This is a genomic window from Plantactinospora sp. B6F1 (assembly GCF_040120695.1).
GTDB lineage: Bacteria > Actinomycetota > Actinomycetes > Mycobacteriales > Micromonosporaceae > Plantactinospora.
In genome coordinates this window covers 160989-176850 of record NZ_JBEEAC010000010.1, presented here as the reverse complement: position 1 = coordinate 176850, position 15862 = coordinate 160989, and the positions used below count along the sequence as shown (strand labels likewise).

The window sequence follows — 15862 nt, the reverse complement described above, 5'->3', positions numbered from 1 at the left end:
GACCTACAGGCATGAGTGAGTTGGAGACCGTCGCCGCGGCCGGGTCGTCCGGTGGCAGGGCCGGGTCGGGCGACGCTGCGGCCCGGCCGCGCAGCCTGGCCGGCGACGCCTGGCGCGACCTGCGCGGCAACCCGATCTTCTGGATCTCGCTGGTACTGGTCCTGCTGGTCACCACGATGGCGGCCTTCCCCGGCCTGTTCACCACGAACGACCCGCACGACTGCACGCTGGCCCGGCAGCACGCCGGCCCCGGCGGCGGCGCCCCCTTCGGGTACGACTTCCAGGGCTGCGACACCTACGCCCGCGCCGTCTACGGCGCCCGGGCGTCCCTGCTGGTCGGCGCGTTCTCGGCGCTGGTCACCGGGCTGATCGCGATCACCGTCGGCATGCTCGCCGGCTACTTCGGCCGATGGATCGACGCGGCACTGTCCCGGATCGTCGACGTGGTCCTCGGCGTACCGCTGCTGCTCGCCGCGATCGTGATGCTGAAGCGGATCAGCAGCGACAACCCGAACATCCGGATCATGGCAGTGATCTTCGTACTCGCGATCCTCGGCTGGACCACCGCCGCCCGGGTGATCCGGTCCTCGGTGATCAGCGCCAAGCAGCAGGACTACGTGGCGGCGGCCCGAATGCTCGGCGCCGGCAACGGCCGGACCATGTGGCGGCACATCCTGCCCAACTCGCTGGCCCCGGTGATCGTGGTGCTGACCATCGCGCTCGGCTCTTTCATCGCCGCCGAGGCGACCCTCTCGTTCCTCGGCATCGGCCTGCGGGCTCCGACCATCTCCTGGGGAATCGACATCGACGCCGGCCGGGCACACATGCGCGAGTCGGCGATCCCCCTGGTGGTGCCCTCGACCTTCCTGGCGCTGACCGTACTGGCCTTCATCATGCTCGGCGACGCGATCCGCGACGCCTTCGACCCCAAGCTGCGGTGATCACATGGCGGTGCATCCGAACGAACGCGACCCGCTGCCCGGCCGGCAGAACGCCGGTGCCGACGGCGGGCACCTGCTCGAGGTACGGAACCTGTTCGTCGAGTTCCACACCCGGGACGGCGTGGCCAAGGTGATCAACGGCGTCTCGTACCACCTGGACGCCGGGGAGGCCCTCGCGGTACTGGGCGAGTCGGGCTCCGGCAAGTCGGTGACCGCCCAGGCGATCATGGGCATCCTGGACATGCCCCCGGCGGTCATTCCGGCCGGCCAGATCCGCTACCGCGGTACCGACCTGCTGAAGCTCCCCGAGGAGGAGCGCCGGAAGGTACGCGGCAAGCAGATCTCGATGATCTTCCAGGACGCGCTCTCCGCGCTGAACCCGGTCTTCCCGGTCGGCTGGCAGATCGGCGAAGTACTGCGGCTGCGTGAGGGACTGTCCCGGGCCCAGGCCAAGCGCCGGGCGATCGAGCTGATGGAACTGGTCAAGATCCCGGCGGCCCGGCAGCGGGTCGGCGACTACCCACACCAGTTCTCCGGCGGTATGCGGCAGCGGGTCATGATCGCGATGTCGCTGGCGCTGGACCCGGCGGTACTGATCGCCGACGAACCCACCACCGCGCTGGACGTGACGGTGCAGGCCCAGATCATGGACCTGCTCGGCGAACTGCGCCGGGACCTGAACATGGCGATGATCCTGATCACCCACGACCTCGGGGTCGTCGCCGACGTGGCCGACCGGATCGCCGTGATGTACGCCGGCCGGATCGTCGAACACGCCGACGTGCACTCACTGTACGAGGCACCGGGGCACCCGTACACCAAGGGTCTGCTGGAGTCGATCCCCCGGCTCGACCTCAAGGGTCAGCGGCTGACCACCATCAGGGGCCTGCCGCCCAACCTGATGCGCATCCCCAGCGGATGCCCGTTCCACCCGCGCTGCCCGTACGCCCGGCAGGAGTGCGTCGACGTCGTGCCGGCCGTCCGGTCGCTCGGCGACGGCCGAACCAGCGCCTGCCACTTCGCCCAGGAGGTCCTCGATGGCCGACTCTGACCAGACGCGCCCACCGCTCGACCCCGGCGGCACCCGGCCGGCGACACCCGGCAAGCCGCGCGGCGAGACCGTGCTGCGGGTCGAGAACGTCGTCAAGCACTTCCCGATCACCCAGGGCATCGTGTTCAAGCGGCAGATCGGCGCCGTCAAGGCGGTCGACGGGGTCAGCTTCGACCTGAACCGGGGCGAGACCCTCGGCATCGTCGGCGAGTCCGGCTGCGGCAAGTCGACCCTGGCCAAGCTGCTGATGCGGCTGGAGACGCCGACCTCGGGCCGGGCCATCCTGGAGGGCCGGGACATGTTCAAGCTCTCCGGCGCCGAGCTGCGCCGGATGCGCCGCAACGTGCAGATGGTCATGCAGGATCCGTACACCTCGCTGAACCCGCGGATGACCGTCGGCGACCTCATCGGCGAACCCTTCGACATCCACCCGGACGCGGCACCGCGCGGCTCCCGCCGGCAGCGGGTGCAGGAGTTGCTGGATTTGGTCGGGTTGAACCCGGAGCACATCAACCGGTATCCGCACCAGTTCTCGGGTGGGCAGCGGCAGCGGATCGGGATCGCCCGGGCGCTCGCGCTCAAGCCGGAGATCATCGTCTGTGACGAGCCGGTCTCGGCGTTGGACGTGTCGATCCAGGCCCAGGTGATCAACCTGCTGGAGAGTCTCCAGGACGAGTTGGGGCTGTCGTACATCTTCATCGCGCACGACCTGTCGGTGGTGCGGCACATCGCCGACCGGGTCGCCGTGATGTACCTGGGCAAGATCGTGGAGATCGGTACCGAGGACGAGATCTACGAGCGGCCGACCCACCCGTACACCCAGGCGCTGCTCTCGGCCGTGCCGGTACCGGACCCGAAGGCCCGGGCGCACCGCGAGGTCATCCGGCTCGACGGCGACGTACCGTCGCCGGCCAACCCGCCGTCGGGCTGCCGGTTCCGCACCCGGTGCTGGAAGGCGCAGGAGATCTGCGCCACCCAGGAGCCGCAGCTCGTGCTCCGGGCCGTCGAGCCGCACCCGTCGGCCTGCCACTTCGCCGAACTCAGGCAGCACGTCGTCTCCTGAGCCGACCGGCCGCCGAACGCGAGGCCGGGCCGTGCGGACGGCGGGGACGGAGGGCCCGGGAACCTCACAGTGGTTTCCGGGCTCTCGTCTACATGGTGCGAAGACTGCTCGTGACGCTGGCCCTGCTGGCCTCGGCGGTGCCGCTGCTCGGCTGCGCCGAGGATGGCCCGGATGCCATCGGACCGACCGCCGGGGCGTTGTCGTCCCCGACCGGCCCGGTGACCACGACCGGACCCGCCGCAGAGCCGGCCGCCAGCTGCGCGGCCGCCTCCCGATCGGCCGACGGTCTGCCCGAGGTGCAGGGCGTCGCGGACACCGGGAACTCCTTCTGGGGACTGCTCTTTCCACGCGGCGGTCCGAGTCTGCGCAGCGGCGTGGAAGAGAAGATCGTCTGGCGGATGACCGGCTCCGGCACCTTCAGCATCCGGGCCACCGGTCCGGGCGGGACCACCATCGAACCGGTCTGGGGACCGATCGGGCACGGCGGCAGCAGCTGGACCAGGCCTGGCGACGAGTGGGGCACCGGCTGGAACTTCCCGGTCGCCGGCTGCTGGACCGTACGGGCCAGCCGGTCCGGCGGCGCGACCGGCGTTCTCACCCTCAAAATCAGTTGACCGGCAGCCACACGTTAGTGGCGCGTGGCTGCCGGTCGCAGAGGACGAAGGCACCGCGAAACCAGATCGGTCGACGTACGTCTCCGGCCAGTTCGGCTATCGAATCGACGTCACGAAGCGCCGCCAGACGGTCGGGGTGAAAATCAGGATGGGGCCGGACGTGTCCTTGCTGTCGCGTACGCCGACGACGCCGGGCAGGTTGTCGACGACCTCGACGCACTGTCCACCCGATCCGTTGCTCCGGCTGCTCTTGCGCCACTGGGCGCCGGTCAGGTTAGTCATCGCTGCACTCCTTGGCGATCATCGCGATCAGGTCGGCTGACCGGGAGGGGTCGAGCGCCAACGCTTCGAGCGCTCTCCATGCCTTAGCGTACGCCGCCACCTCAGTCGGCCGGTCCAGATAGATCGCGCCGGTCAGCGACTCGCTGTAGATCGTGGTCGGCTCCGGGGTGCGCAGGCCGGTCGACGGAAAGTCGAGGATCACAAAGTTGCTGCCGGCGAGGGCCCAGTTCGGCTCGACGGTCAGTGGCACTACACGGATGGTCGCGGTCTCGCTGCTCGCCACCGAGTGTAGGTGCGCGAGTTGACCTGCCATTCCGGGTGCCCGGCGGCGCAGCACCACCTCATCGAGAATGATCTCCAACTGCGGCGCCGCGGGCTTCCTCCGGCGGAGGATATGTTGGCGTTCCATCCGGACCTCTACCCGACGCTCAACCTCCTGGCCGGGGAGGTCGGGGTGAGATCGCAGGAGATGCGTGGCGTACTCCCGGGTTTGGAGGAGTCCGGGGAAGGACGCCGGTTCCCAGTGGCGGAGGCGCGAAGCGGCTGCCTCCAGGCCGACGTACAGCTCGAACCAGGAGGGGATGGCGTCGCCGTACGCGTGCCACCAGCCCTTCGTCTTCGTCTGTGTGGCCAGGCCGATCAGTGCCTCGGTCATCTCGTCCGACACCCCGTAGACCTTGCACATGGCGAGAACGTCGGCCTTGCGGACGGCCGCACCGCCGGTCTCAATCCGGTACATGGTGGTCCGGGAGACTTCCAACTCATGCGCGGCGGCCTCCAGTCCGAGCCCTGCCTGCTCGCGGGCGATCCGCAGGTGACGTCCGAGCTGCCGGCGTGGCACCGAAGATCCGGTGTCGGTCATGTGGTCCCCCTGTTTCAAATCGGCACGGAAAATCATCCATGGTGAAACAGTCGACCAGTCGTTATACGGAATAGCGGCCGGTCGATCCGCTTTTCCGACCTTAGACAGTTCTAATAACTAATTCCAGTGGCGAAAGCGAGGAAAGGACGTCCTGTTCGGAACTGTTGATCCGGCCTGCTACGGCCGCGACGGACATCGCCTCTGGTCGGCCTGCTGGTGCGGATGATGGCGCCGGTCGCGCCTCTGGCGAGGGCGGTCCGCTCTGCTTTTCAGATGATTCCGGCACCCGGTCTGCCGCGATAGCCAGCGATTGCGAATGTTCCTCAGGACTATCGGCTGCGCCTGGTCCCTGCCCGTTGCCGGGCAGGGACGTGAGCCATGTCGGCGCTCAGCGAGGCGGTCGGTGAACCTTTCCAACCTTCCTTGCGGTCCGCCGGACCGCAAGGTCGGACGCGGTGCGTGAGCGCCACGCGGTCCAGGTTGAAGAGGTGGTTCAGGTTGAAGAGGTTCAGTGGAAGAAGTGCCGGGTTCCGGTGAGGTACATCGTGATCCCGCCCGCCGTCGCCGCCGCGACGACCTCCTCATCGCGTACCGAGCCGCCGGGCTGGACGACCGCCCGGACCCCGGCGTCGATCAGCACCTGGAGCCCGTCCGGGAACGGGAAGAACGCGTCCGAGGCGGCGACCGCGCCCCTGGCCCGCTCGGCACCGGCCCGGGAGACCGCCAGGTGCGCCGAGTCGACCCGGTTGACCTGCCCCATCCCGACCCCGACGGTCGCACCGTCCGCGGCGAGCAGGATCGCGTTGCTCTTCACCGCCCGCACGGCCCGCCAGGCGAAGGCGAGATCGGCCAGGGTCGACTCGTCGGCGGGCTCGCCGGTGACCAGCCGCCAACCGGCCGGATCGTCACCGGGCGCGTCCACCCGGTCGGCCATCTGCACCAACGCGCCGCCGCTGACCAGGCGCCACTCGGCCGGGTACGGCGCGAAGGCGGGTGCCCGGAGCAACCGGATGTTCTTCTTGCCGGAGAGCACGTCCACCGCACCCGGCTCGAAATCGGGTGCCACCAGCACCTCGGTGAAGACCTCGGCGACCTGCTGCGCCATCTCGACCGAGACCGGTCGGTTGACCGCGATCACCCCGCCGAACGCGGAGACCGGATCGCAGGCGTGCGCCCGGCGGTGCGCCTCGGCCACGTCGGCGCCGACCGCGATGCCGCACGGGTTGGCGTGCTTGATGACCGCCACCGCCGGCTGGTCGGTGAAGTCGTTCGCCGCCCGCCAGGCCGCGTCCGCGTCGACGTAGTTGTTGTACGACATCTCCTTGCCGTGCAACTGCTCCGCCTGGGCCAGCCCGGGCGGGGACGCCGGGTCGACGTAGAGCACCGCGGCCTGGTGCGGGTTCTCGCCGTACCGCAGCGGCGTGGGCGCGGTCAGCACCTGACCGGCGAAGGCCGGCCACTGCTGCTCCTCCGGCCCGGTCCGCACCGCGAACCAGTTCGCCACCGCCACGTCGTACTCGGCGATGTCGGCGAAGGCCCGGGCCGCGAGCTGCCGGCGCTGCCCGGCGCTGAAGCCGCCGTCGGCCAGGGCGGCGAGCACCGACGGGTACGCCGACACCGACGTCACCACCGCGACCGAGGCGTGGTTCTTCGCCGCCGCCCGGACCATCGCCGGCCCGCCGATGTCGATCTGCTCGACGCACTCGTCGAAGTCCGCGCCGGACGCCACGGTCTCGGTGAACGGGTAGAGATTCGACACCAGCAGGTCGAACGGGGCGATACCCAGCTCACCGAGCTGCGCCGCATGCCGCTGCGACCGCAGATCGGCCAGGAGCCCGGCGTGCACCTTCGGGTGCAGCGTCTTGACCCGGCCGTCGAGCACCTCGGGGAAACCGGTCAGCGAGTCGACCGGAGTGACCGGGACCCCGGCCCCCTCGATGGTCGCCGCCGTGCTGCCGGTGGAGACGATCTCCACTCCGGCGCCGTGCAGCGCCCGGGCCAGCTCGACCAGCCCGGTCTTGTCGTAGACGCTGACCAGCGCGCGCCTGATCGGCCGCCGGCCGTCCGCGCCGGAACTCGTGTCGCTCACTCCGATCGTGACCTTCCTTCCAGTGATCGTCCAACCCTCCCGGAGCAACCGGCCGACCTGCGTGACGAGCTGCCGCCGCTCGGCCACCTTGATCCGCTCGGTGAGGGTCTCCTCGTCATCGTCGTCGAGCACCGGCACCGCCACCTGGGCGACGATCGGCCCGGTGTCGACACCGGCGTCGACGAAGAAGAGCGTGGCCCCGGCGAGTTTGACTCCGTAGCCGAGGGCGTCGCGCGGGCCGTGCATGCCGGGGAACGCGGGCAGCAGCGAGTTGTGCGTGTTGACGTACCGGTCGCCGAAGGCCGCCAGGAAGTGCGGACCGACCAGTTTGAGGAAGCCGGCCGAGACGACCAGGTCGGGCTCGTACCCGGCGACGTGCGCGGTGAGCGCCCTGTCCCAGTCCTCGCGCGTCGGGTACGCCTTCACCGGGTCGACGAAGGTCGGCACCCCGGCCGCGGCGGCCCGGTCGAGCCCGGCGATGCCGTCCCGGTCGGCGCCGACCGCGACCACCCGGGCGCCGTACGCCGGGTCGGCACCGGCGTCGAGCAGGGCCTGGAGATTGCTCCCGGAGCCGGAGACGAGGACGACGATGCGGGCTGCCGAGGCGGGCTCAGTCACCCCAGCACCCTACCGGGCAGGTCCGGCCGGCCTCCCGGCGGCGCGATCCGTGCACCTCACCCATCAGGTCGAGGAACCCGCCCGCCGGGTCGGGCCGGGAGAGCGGTGTCGATCACTATCGGCATGTCGGGCGGCGAGCGGGCCACCAAAGTGGCGCTGATTAGGTACGCTGCCGGACGCTCGGGGCAGTGACCTGGCCCCGGAAGATAGCCCCTCGCAATTTCATACGTGCGCTGAGTGCCGGCCCAAGGAGCCCAACACACATGCAACCCGGTTACCCCTCACACCCGCCGCAAGAGATCAACAACAACATGACGATGTCCATCGTCGCGATCTTCCTGTTCTGGCCGTTGGCCATCCCGGCCATCATGAACGCCTCCAAGGTGAACCCCCTGCTCCAGCAGGGGAACTACCCGGCGGCCCAGGCCGCCGCCGCCGAGTCCCGCAAGTGGTCGAAGCTCGCCCTGATCATCGGCATCTGCCTCTGGGTGGTCTCGCTGCTCTGCTGCGTCGTCAGCTTCATCATCAGCGCCAACTCGGCGTCGAGCATCTAGTCTGAGAGACCTGTCGAAGGAGTTCCGTCATGCAGCCCGGCAACCCAGGCCAGGACCCGTACGGACAGCAGCCGTCGGATCCGAACGCAGCCCAGCGCCAGGATCCGTACGCGCAGCCGCCGCAGCCCACCTCGGGTCAGCCGTACGGGCAACCGACCTCGGGTCAGCCGTACGGGCAGCCGCAGTACCAGGACGCACCGCAGCCGTACCAGGATCCGTACGGTCAGCAGCCGATGCCGGGCCAGCCCTACGGTGCGGCACCCGGTTACCAGACCCCGGGATATGGACCGGTCGGCGGGCAGAACAACACCCTCGGCCTGGTCGCGATGATCGTCGGCATCATCTCGATTCCGGCGGCGTGCTGTGCCGCGCTCGGCATCCTCGCCGGCATCGCCGGTGTCGTGCTCGGCATCCTCGGCCGGGGCAAGGTGAGCCGGGGCGAGGCCAGCAACGGTGGCCAGGCCCTGGCCGGTCTGATCTGCGGTGCCATCGGCCTGCTGCTGGGCGTGGTCAACCTGATCCTCGCGGTCGTGATGAACGCAAACGGTTTCACCTACATGCCGTAACGACCGGCCGGGCGGCCGTGCGGCCGCCCGGAGTCGGGACAACCGCGTTGGGGCGCTCCGGACTTCCCGGGGCGCCCCAAGCGCGTTCCGGCCAACGCCAGCCCGCCGGCCAGCCGCCAGTCCGCCGGCCAGCCGGCCAGCCTCCGACCCCGCCGGCCAGCCTCCGACCCCGCCGGGCAGCGCCAGCCCCGCCGGCCAGCCTCAAACCGCGCCGGGCAACGCCAGCCCGCCGGCCAGCCTCAAACCGCGCCGGCCAGCGTCAGGCCCGCCGGTCGGCGCGGGCCACGGCCCGGGTCGCGGCGGCGCCGATCAGGGTGCCGATCAGCACGACGAGGGTCGCCCCGGCGCCGACCTGCCAGTAGGCCGGCCCCACCTCGGCGAGCCGGCCGCCGCCGAGCGGGCCGCCGGAGAGCAGGGCCGCCACCCCGAGTACCACCCCGGCGACCGGGCCGCCGACCGCCGCCGCGCAGAGGAGTGCGGCCCAGCTGGGCGGTGCCGCGTTCCGCTCTGCGGCAGAGCGCATCCGGCGACGGGCGAGCAGCCAGCCGGCGGCCATGCCGGCCAGCACCGGAACGGCCAGCACGACGCCACCGACCCCGCCGAGCGGCCCCTGCGGCAGTCCGGCCAGCAGGGGTACGGCCGGCAGCGCTCCGATGGAGACCTCGGAGGTCCGGACCACCGTGTCGGTGCCGATCGCGAACCCGGGCCCGAGCAGGTAGCTGGCGGCCCAGACCGCGGCATTCGGCGCGTAGCCGAGGCTGACCAGGGTGATGCCCGCCTGGCCCAGCACGCCGGTGCGGTAGGCCCCGATCATGTCGCCGGCCTCGCCGCCTCCGGTGGCCACCGCCAGTCCGGCCACTCCGGCCCCGGCCCCCAGCAGCAGCAGGGCGGCGACGATCCCGGTACGCAGCCCGTCCCGGAGCATCAGCGGGGTACGCCGGGCCACCGCCACCAGTACGCCGCTGGCCCGGGCCGCCCCGAACAGCGCCGCGAGGATGCCGAAGCCGGCCAGCGTCACCGCGGCCCGTACGGGTTCGGCGGTCGGGCCGTCCCCGCCGAGCAGCAGCGCGGCCAGCCCGCCGAGGACGCCGTACCCGACGCCGACCGCCACCGCGACGGCGAGGGCTCGGCCCATCGTCGGCCGCTCCCGGACCCGGACCGCCCGGCTGACGTGCACACCTGCCCGGTTCAGCCGCCAGGCCGCCAGCATGGCGATGGCGAGCGGCGGCAGGCCGAACGGCCCGGCATCGGTCTGTAGCGGTACCCCGTGCCCGAGCAGCCATCCGGCCAGGCCCAGCCGGGCGGCGTCGACGGTCTCACCGCTGCCCTCGGCGAACCGGGCCACCCCCAGCACCACGGCGACCGGCAGGTAGCCGAGCAGGGCGGCCCAGCCGGCGGCCACCGCCGCCGCGACCGCCAGCGGAGCCCGGCCGGGACGTACCGCCGCGCCCGGCCTCGGGCGGGGTACCCGGTGGTCTCTGGCCGGGGCGCTCCGGCGCCGCTCCCGGTCGCCCGCCGGCCCGGGGCGCCCGGCCGGTCGCGGGGCGGCTCCGGCGGTGGCCGCCGGCTCGACCGGTTCGGTCTCCGGCGGGTCCGGCCGGCGCGGCCGGTCGGGGACGGTGGGTGGTGGCATCAGCGCCTACTCTGGCACGGCAGTGGGTCGGCCCGGTTCACAACACAACGGTACGGATGGCCGAAGCCACCACGACATCCGCTCCGCCCTCGCGTCGGCGCCGCGACCGCCCGCTCCACCCTCACCACACCTCGGCCGGCGCGACCGGGCCACGGACACCGGGCGCTCAACGGCAACCGGGGTGGCCGGCGCTCGCCGACCACCCCGGAAGCAGACGTGGACGGCTCAGTTGCCGGACATCAGCTCCCGCATCAGCCTCGCGGTCTCGCTCGGCGTCTTGCCGACCTTGACCCCGACCGCCTCCAGCGCGGCCTTCTTCGCGTCGGCGGTGCCGGCCGAACCGGAGATGATGGCCCCGGCGTGTCCCATGGTCTTGCCGGGCGGCGCGGTGAAGCCGGCGATGTACCCGACCACCGGCTTGGTGACGTTCGCCTTGATGAACTCGGCCGCCCGCTCCTCGGCGTCGCCGCCGATCTCGCCGATCATCACGATGGCGTCGGTCTCCGGGTCGGCCTGGAACGCGGCGAGCGCGTCGATGTGGGTGGTGCCGATGATCGGGTCGCCGCCGATGCCGACGCAGGTGGAGAAGCCGATGTCGCGCAGCTCGTACATCATCTGGTACGTCAGGGTGCCGCTCTTGCTGACCAGTCCGATCCGGCCCGCTCCGGTGATGTCGGCCGGGATGATGCCGGCGTTGGAGGCACCCGGCGAGGCGATGCCGGGGCAGTTCGGCCCGACGATCCGGGTCCGCTCCCCCTGCGCCAGGTTGTACGCCCAGAACGCCGCGGTGTCGTGCACCGGTACGCCCTCGGTGATCACCACGGCGAGCGGGATGCCGGCGTCGATCGCCTCGACCACGGCGCCCCGGGTGAACTGCGGTGGCACGAAGATGACCGTGACGTCGGCGCCGGTGGCCGCCATCGCCTCGGCGACGTTCGCGAAGACCGGCAGCTCGATCCGGTCGTTGACACCCTCGAAGGCGACCTTCTGGCCGGCCTTGCGCGGGTTGACCCCACCCACCACGTTGGTGCCGGCGGCCAGCATCCGCCGGGTGTGCTTCATCCCCTCGGAGCCGGTCATCCCCTGCACGACGACCTTGGAACCCTTGGTCAGCCAGATTGCCATCTCAGACCCCCGCAGCCGCGAGCTCGGCGGCCCGCTGGGCCGCGCCGTCCATGGTGTCCACCCGCTGGACCAGCGGGTTCGCGGCGCCGTCGAGAATGGCCCGCCCGGCCTCCGCGTTGTTGCCGTCGAGGCGTACGACGAGGGGCTTCTCGACCGCCTCGCCGCGCTCGGCGAGCAGGGCCAGCGCCTGGATGATGCCGTTGGCGACCTCGTCGCAGGCGGTGATGCCGCCGAAGACGTTGACGAAGACGCTGCGCACCGACGGGTCGGAGAGTACGATCTCCAGCCCGTTCGCCATCACCGCCGCGCTCGCGCCACCGCCGATGTCGAGGAAGTTCGCCGGCTTGACGCCGTGCGGCTCGCCCGCGTACGCCACCACGTCGAGGGTGGACATCACCAGGCCGGCGCCGTTGCCGATGATGCCGACCTCGCCGTCCAGCTTGACGTAGTTGAGGTCCTTCTCCTTGGCCCGCTGCTCCAGCGGGTCCACCGCGGCCTGGTCGACCAGCGCCTCGTGGTCGGGGTGCCGGAAGCCGGCGTTCTCGTCGAGCGAGACCTTCGCGTCGAGGCAGAGCACCTTGCCGTCGACCGTCCGGGCCAGCGGGTTCACCTCGACCAGGGTGGCGTCCTCGGCCACGAAGGCCTGCCACAGGCGTACGGCGATCGGCACGATCTGCTCGGTCAGCTCGGTCGGAAAGCCGGCGGCCTCGACGATCTCGCGCGCCCTGGCCTCGTCGACCCCGACGTTGGCGTCGATGGCGACCTTCGCGACCCGCTCCGGCGTCTCGGCGGCCACCTGCTCGATGTCCATCCCGCCGGCCACGCTGGCGATGCAGAGGAAGGTGCGGTTCGCGCGGTCGAGCAGGTAGGAGAAGTAGTACTCCTCGGCGATGTCGGCGGTCACAGTGATCATGACCTTGTTGACCGTGTGGCCCTTGATGTCCATGCCGAGGATGTCGGTGGAGCGGGCCACCGCCTCGTCCGGCGTCTCGGCGAGCTTGACGCCGCCTGCCTTGCCCCGGCCGCCGACCTTGACCTGAGCCTTGACGACCACCCGGCCGCCGAGGCGCTCGGCGATCGCGCGGGCCTCCTCCGGGGTCGTCGCGACGCCGCCGGCCAGCACGGGCAGCCCGTGCCGTTCGAACAGCTCACGCCCCTGGTATTCGTACAGGTCCACGATTGCGCGTCCCGTCCCGTCTCCGCGGCGCGCCGTCGCACCGCCGCCAGCGTGTGAATGAGTTTGAGCCTGCTGTAGGCACGAACAGGCCATCGGCCGCAGCCTAGCGAGGTGACCACGCCCGGCATTCACGTGGGTGCTCGATGTGCGATAACGCACAGCAAGGTGCCCGTGTGCGATAACGCGACAGCCAGGTGTCCCGTGTGCGATAACGCGACAGTAGAACGCCCGGGGTGGGATAAGGCGGCAGCGGGGCGGCGGTTGGCCCGGCCCGACTGGTCGGGCGTGGCCGGGAAAAGATTCCCCGGTCGGCGTAACCCCGGGTAAGGGACCTCGTTGAGTCTGATGTCGGAGCGCTGGGGGGCGCGATGACGAAGCGGCCGATGCCCTGTCGGTCGAGGGGTGGCGGCGGGGCATCGCGCATAGAGAGGCCGGACGTGTGAGGGGTGCGTCCGGCCTCTCCCCCATTTCCGGTGCGCCCGGGCTACGGTGCGACGAACGGTCCGGCGACGAGGGTGGGCGGACAGCCGGCGATCAGCCGACGACCGGTTGACCCACGTTGGTCCGGACCCACTCCACGATCGCGCCGGTGGTGGCGCCCGGGGTGAAGATCTTCGCCACCCCGAGCCGCTCCAGTTCGGGGATGTCCGCGTCCGGGATGATCCCGCCGCCGAAGACGACCAGGTCGGCCGCGTCCCGCTCGGCGAGCAGTTCCAGCACCCGGCGGAAGAGCGTCATGTGGGCCCCGGAGAGCACCGACAGGCCGATCGCGTCGGCGTCCTCCTGGATCGCCGTCTCGACGATCTGCTCGGGCGTCTGGTGCAGTCCGGTGTAGATGACCTCCATACCGGCATCTCGCAGGGCCCGGGCGACCACCTTCGCCCCCCGGTCGTGCCCATCCAGGCCAGGCTTGGCAACGACCACCCGGATCCGAGAACTCATCAGCGCAACACCTTTCCTGGACACCGGCCAGAGTTACCTTAACGAACGGTAACCCGGCGGACGGCTGCCCGGGAACTCACCCGGGCAACGAGCCGGGCGACAAGGTGGGTGACGAGCCGACCGGGCGACAAGGTGGGTGACGGGCCGACCGGGTGACGAGGTGGGGACGAGCCGGGTGACGAGCCCAGGCAGTCGCCCGGGCCATACCCCTAGGGGTCCGCCCGCGCAGGTTCCGCCACGAGTCGGATCGATGACACGTTGCTAGCCCGAAAGTTACTGAGCGCTACTAACGAGAGCGATCGCAAAAGGTTACGAGATATGGCATTCCATGACGCACAACCGCACAGTGCGCCGGCAATCTGGCGCTGCGACTTGTGGCGCGCCTAGGGGTTGGTTACCGTGGCCCACGGTTGTCATCAGGTCCATGACCGGGCGACAACGCGGTCAACCGGAGTTCATCCCGATGGTCGAACATCGGTCACGGTCGCAACACTGACCCGACAACGGAGGGTGTGCGTGCGCCAGCGCCTGTCGTCTGAGCCCGATCGCTATCGAGGGCGACGTCGCGTCCCCACACCCCCGCGCAGTCGCTACGCCGCCGTCGTCACCACCGCGTTCGTCGGAGCCGGCGTCGTCGCGCTCGGCGCGGGAGCACTGCCGGACGCCAAGGCGGTCAGCCCCTCCGCGCTGGCGGACCTGGAGAAGGCCGCCGCCACCAGCGAGGACCTGAGCGCGCGGGCCGCCGACGCCCAGCAGCCGCCCGCGTCCCGCAGCGACCAGGGGGACGGGCTCGCCTCCACCCTGGCCGCCGCCCCCGACGTCTGGCTGCTTCCGCTCGAAAACTACAGCTTCACCTCGCCCTACGGGATGAAGTGGAACAAGCTGCACGCCGGCATCGACCTGGCCGCCCCCGAGGGGACCCCGTTCAACGCGGTGCACGCGGGCACGGTGACCAAGGCCGGCTGGTTCGGCGGGTACGGCTACTGCGTGATCGTCCAGCACGCCGACGGCACCGAGTCCATCTACGGGCACTCGTCGAAGCTTCTGGTCAGCGAGGGGCAGGAGGTCAAGGCCGGCGATCAGCTCGGCCTGGTCGGCAACACCGGCCACGCCTACGGCTCGCACCTGCACCTCGAGCTTCATGTCAATGGCAAGCCGACCGACCCGATCCCCTACCTCCGGGACCGGAAAGTGGACATCCAACTCAAGGTGGACGACCCATATGCTGGCGTGGCCGCTTCCTGACCACGCGTAACGCCGCTTTGCCGCCCGATCGATGCCGGTCGGGCGGTTTTCTTTTCTCCGACGTACGACAAAGTTTCCTGCGCCACACCCACGGATGTGATCGACGGCACAGCCGAGTCGTGCGTGTCCGGCGCCATCCAGGTGGATTTCCGGCATAACGCCGCTGCAGGCGTCCGCCCGCCGTCGGTGTCGGCAACCCGCTGCCAGCCCGGCAGCACCACTCCGGCCACCATCTCCGGGTCCGTACCCCAGCCAGAAGGGATCCGTCGTGCCGGAGACCGAGCCGAACCAGCCCGAGACGACCGAGGACCGGGCCGCCGGGCCCGCCCCGAGCCGGCGTACCGGAGGCTCCGGCGTCGCCCGGCACCGGATCGCCGGCCGGAGCCGGTACCTCGTACCCGGGCTCGTCGCACTGCTCGGCCTCGCCGTGGCCGGCACGGTGACGGCGGTGGCCGTCGGCGGCGACCGCTCCACCGACCGGGTGTCGGTGGCCGCCGAGGAGTCGGCCCGGGCCGCCGCCGGGCAGCGTGCCGACCGGTCCGCCCGGGAACCGGTCGCCACCCCGACGACCTCCCCGACGCCGACCGCGACACCCACGCCGGGCGCCACCGCGACCACCCGACCGCCGACCGCGGCGCCGAACCGGAGCAGCACCTCCGCGAAGGCGGCCAGCCCGACCGCGAGCCGGAAGGCGGCCGCCTGGGTCCACCCGATGCCGGCCGCCGCCGTCACGTCCTGCTACGGGATGCGCTGGGGAACGATGCACGCCGGCATCGATCTGGCGATGCCGGCCGAGACCCCGATCCGGGCCGCCGGGGCCGGCACGGTGGTCGACGCCGGCTGGGCCTTCGCCGGGTACGGCATCTCGGTGGTCGTCGACCACGGCGACGGCTGGCTCACCCACTACGCCCACCAGAGTCGGACCGTGGTCAGCGTCGGGCAGCGGGTCAAGCCCGGCCAGGTGATCGGGTACGAGGGTTCCACCGGTGACTCCACCGGCCCACACCTGCACTTCGAGGTGCACGACGGGCTGTGGAACCAGGTCGACCCGGCACCGTGGATGCGGGCCCGCGGGGTGGATCTGGGCTGCTGAGCCGGCA

At 71.2% G+C, this 15862-nt stretch carries 15 protein-coding genes; 8 read left to right on the top strand and 7 right to left on the bottom strand.

What is annotated here, in order from left to right; translation table 11 throughout:
- Positions 1 to 11 precede the first annotated feature (11 nt).
- From ABNF97_RS16065 to ABNF97_RS16050, 4 genes are all read left to right on the top strand, one after another.
- Positions 12 to 941, top strand: a complete 930-nt coding sequence (locus tag ABNF97_RS16065; RefSeq protein WP_130462070.1) for an ABC transporter permease subunit — start codon at positions 12 to 14, stop codon at positions 939 to 941.
- Between the two features lie 4 nt (positions 942 to 945).
- Positions 946 to 1992: an oligopeptide/dipeptide ABC transporter ATP-binding protein gene (locus ABNF97_RS16060; RefSeq protein WP_130462069.1), complete on the top strand. Its 1047-nt coding sequence runs from the start codon at positions 946 to 948 to the stop codon at positions 1990 to 1992.
- Positions 1979 to 3055: an ABC transporter ATP-binding protein gene (locus tag ABNF97_RS16055; protein WP_349338993.1), complete on the top strand. Its 1077-nt coding sequence runs from the start codon at positions 1979 to 1981 to the stop codon at positions 3053 to 3055. Before ABNF97_RS16060 ends, ABNF97_RS16055 begins: the two co-directional genes overlap by 14 nt.
- A 92-nt stretch (positions 3056 to 3147) precedes the next feature.
- On the top strand, positions 3148 to 3669 hold the full coding sequence (locus tag ABNF97_RS16050; RefSeq protein WP_349338992.1) for a hypothetical protein: 522 nt from the start codon (positions 3148 to 3150) through the stop codon (positions 3667 to 3669).
- A gap of 96 nt (positions 3670 to 3765) precedes the next feature.
- On the opposite strand, the gene ABNF97_RS16045 is transcribed toward ABNF97_RS16050, so the two are convergent.
- The 3 genes from ABNF97_RS16045 to purH all read right to left on the bottom strand — a co-directional run bounded on the left by ABNF97_RS16045 (position 3766) and on the right by purH (position 7520).
- Positions 3766 to 3951 carry a DUF397 domain-containing protein gene (locus ABNF97_RS16045; RefSeq protein WP_130462066.1) on the bottom strand — a complete coding sequence of 62 codons (186 nt, stop codon included), beginning with the start codon at positions 3949 to 3951 and terminating at the stop codon, positions 3766 to 3768.
- A complete protein-coding gene (locus tag ABNF97_RS16040) occupies positions 3944 to 4813 on the bottom strand; it encodes a Scr1 family TA system antitoxin-like transcriptional regulator (protein WP_130462065.1) in 870 nt (289 codons plus the stop codon). The genes ABNF97_RS16045 and ABNF97_RS16040 overlap by 8 nt, the downstream gene beginning before the upstream one ends.
- Positions 4814 to 5321: 508 nt before the next feature.
- Positions 5322 to 7520, bottom strand: a complete 2199-nt coding sequence (purH, locus tag ABNF97_RS16035; RefSeq protein ID WP_349338991.1) for a bifunctional phosphoribosylaminoimidazolecarboxamide formyltransferase/IMP cyclohydrolase — start codon at positions 7518 to 7520, stop codon at positions 5322 to 5324.
- A gap of 263 nt (positions 7521 to 7783) precedes the next feature.
- On the opposite strand from purH, the gene ABNF97_RS16030 reads away from it, so the two are divergent.
- Positions 7784 to 8074, top strand: coding sequence for a CD225/dispanin family protein (locus tag ABNF97_RS16030; protein ID WP_130462063.1), 291 nt, complete (start codon positions 7784 to 7786; stop codon positions 8072 to 8074).
- A 29-nt stretch (positions 8075 to 8103) separates the two neighbouring features.
- Complete coding sequence (locus ABNF97_RS16025) at positions 8104 to 8640, top strand: DUF4190 domain-containing protein (RefSeq protein WP_349338990.1); 537 nt, start codon at positions 8104 to 8106, stop codon at positions 8638 to 8640.
- A gap of 259 nt (positions 8641 to 8899) precedes the next feature.
- Here ABNF97_RS16025 and ABNF97_RS16020 read toward each other — a convergent pair whose 3' ends face one another.
- The 4 genes from ABNF97_RS16020 to icmB all read right to left on the bottom strand — a co-directional run bounded on the left by ABNF97_RS16020 (position 8900) and on the right by icmB (position 13517).
- Positions 8900 to 10273 carry a cell division protein PerM gene (locus tag ABNF97_RS16020; RefSeq protein ID WP_349338989.1) on the bottom strand — a complete coding sequence of 458 codons (1374 nt, stop codon included), beginning with the start codon at positions 10271 to 10273 and terminating at the stop codon, positions 8900 to 8902.
- A 225-nt stretch (positions 10274 to 10498) separates the two neighbouring features.
- Positions 10499 to 11398 carry a succinate--CoA ligase subunit alpha gene (gene sucD / locus ABNF97_RS16015; RefSeq protein WP_130462061.1) on the bottom strand — a complete coding sequence of 300 codons (900 nt, stop codon included), beginning with the start codon at positions 11396 to 11398 and terminating at the stop codon, positions 10499 to 10501.
- 1 nt (position 11399) lies between these two features.
- Positions 11400 to 12575 carry an ADP-forming succinate--CoA ligase subunit beta gene (sucC, locus tag ABNF97_RS16010; RefSeq protein WP_349338988.1) on the bottom strand — a complete coding sequence of 392 codons (1176 nt, stop codon included), beginning with the start codon at positions 12573 to 12575 and terminating at the stop codon, positions 11400 to 11402.
- A 534-nt stretch (positions 12576 to 13109) separates the two neighbouring features.
- Positions 13110 to 13517, bottom strand: coding sequence for a coenzyme B12-dependent isobutyryl CoA mutase small subunit (gene icmB / locus ABNF97_RS16005; RefSeq protein WP_130462059.1), 408 nt, complete (start codon positions 13515 to 13517; stop codon positions 13110 to 13112).
- Between the two features lie 516 nt (positions 13518 to 14033).
- On the opposite strand from icmB, the gene ABNF97_RS16000 reads away from it, so the two are divergent.
- Positions 14034 to 14762 (top strand): peptidoglycan DD-metalloendopeptidase family protein, encoded by a 729-nt coding sequence (locus tag ABNF97_RS16000; protein WP_130462058.1) that lies wholly within the window; start codon positions 14034 to 14036, stop codon positions 14760 to 14762.
- A 370-nt stretch (positions 14763 to 15132) separates the two neighbouring features.
- Positions 15133 to 15855 carry a M23 family metallopeptidase gene (locus ABNF97_RS15995; protein WP_486484933.1) on the top strand — a complete coding sequence of 241 codons (723 nt, stop codon included), beginning with the start codon at positions 15133 to 15135 and terminating at the stop codon, positions 15853 to 15855.
- The last annotated feature ends 7 nt before the right edge of the window (positions 15856 to 15862 follow it).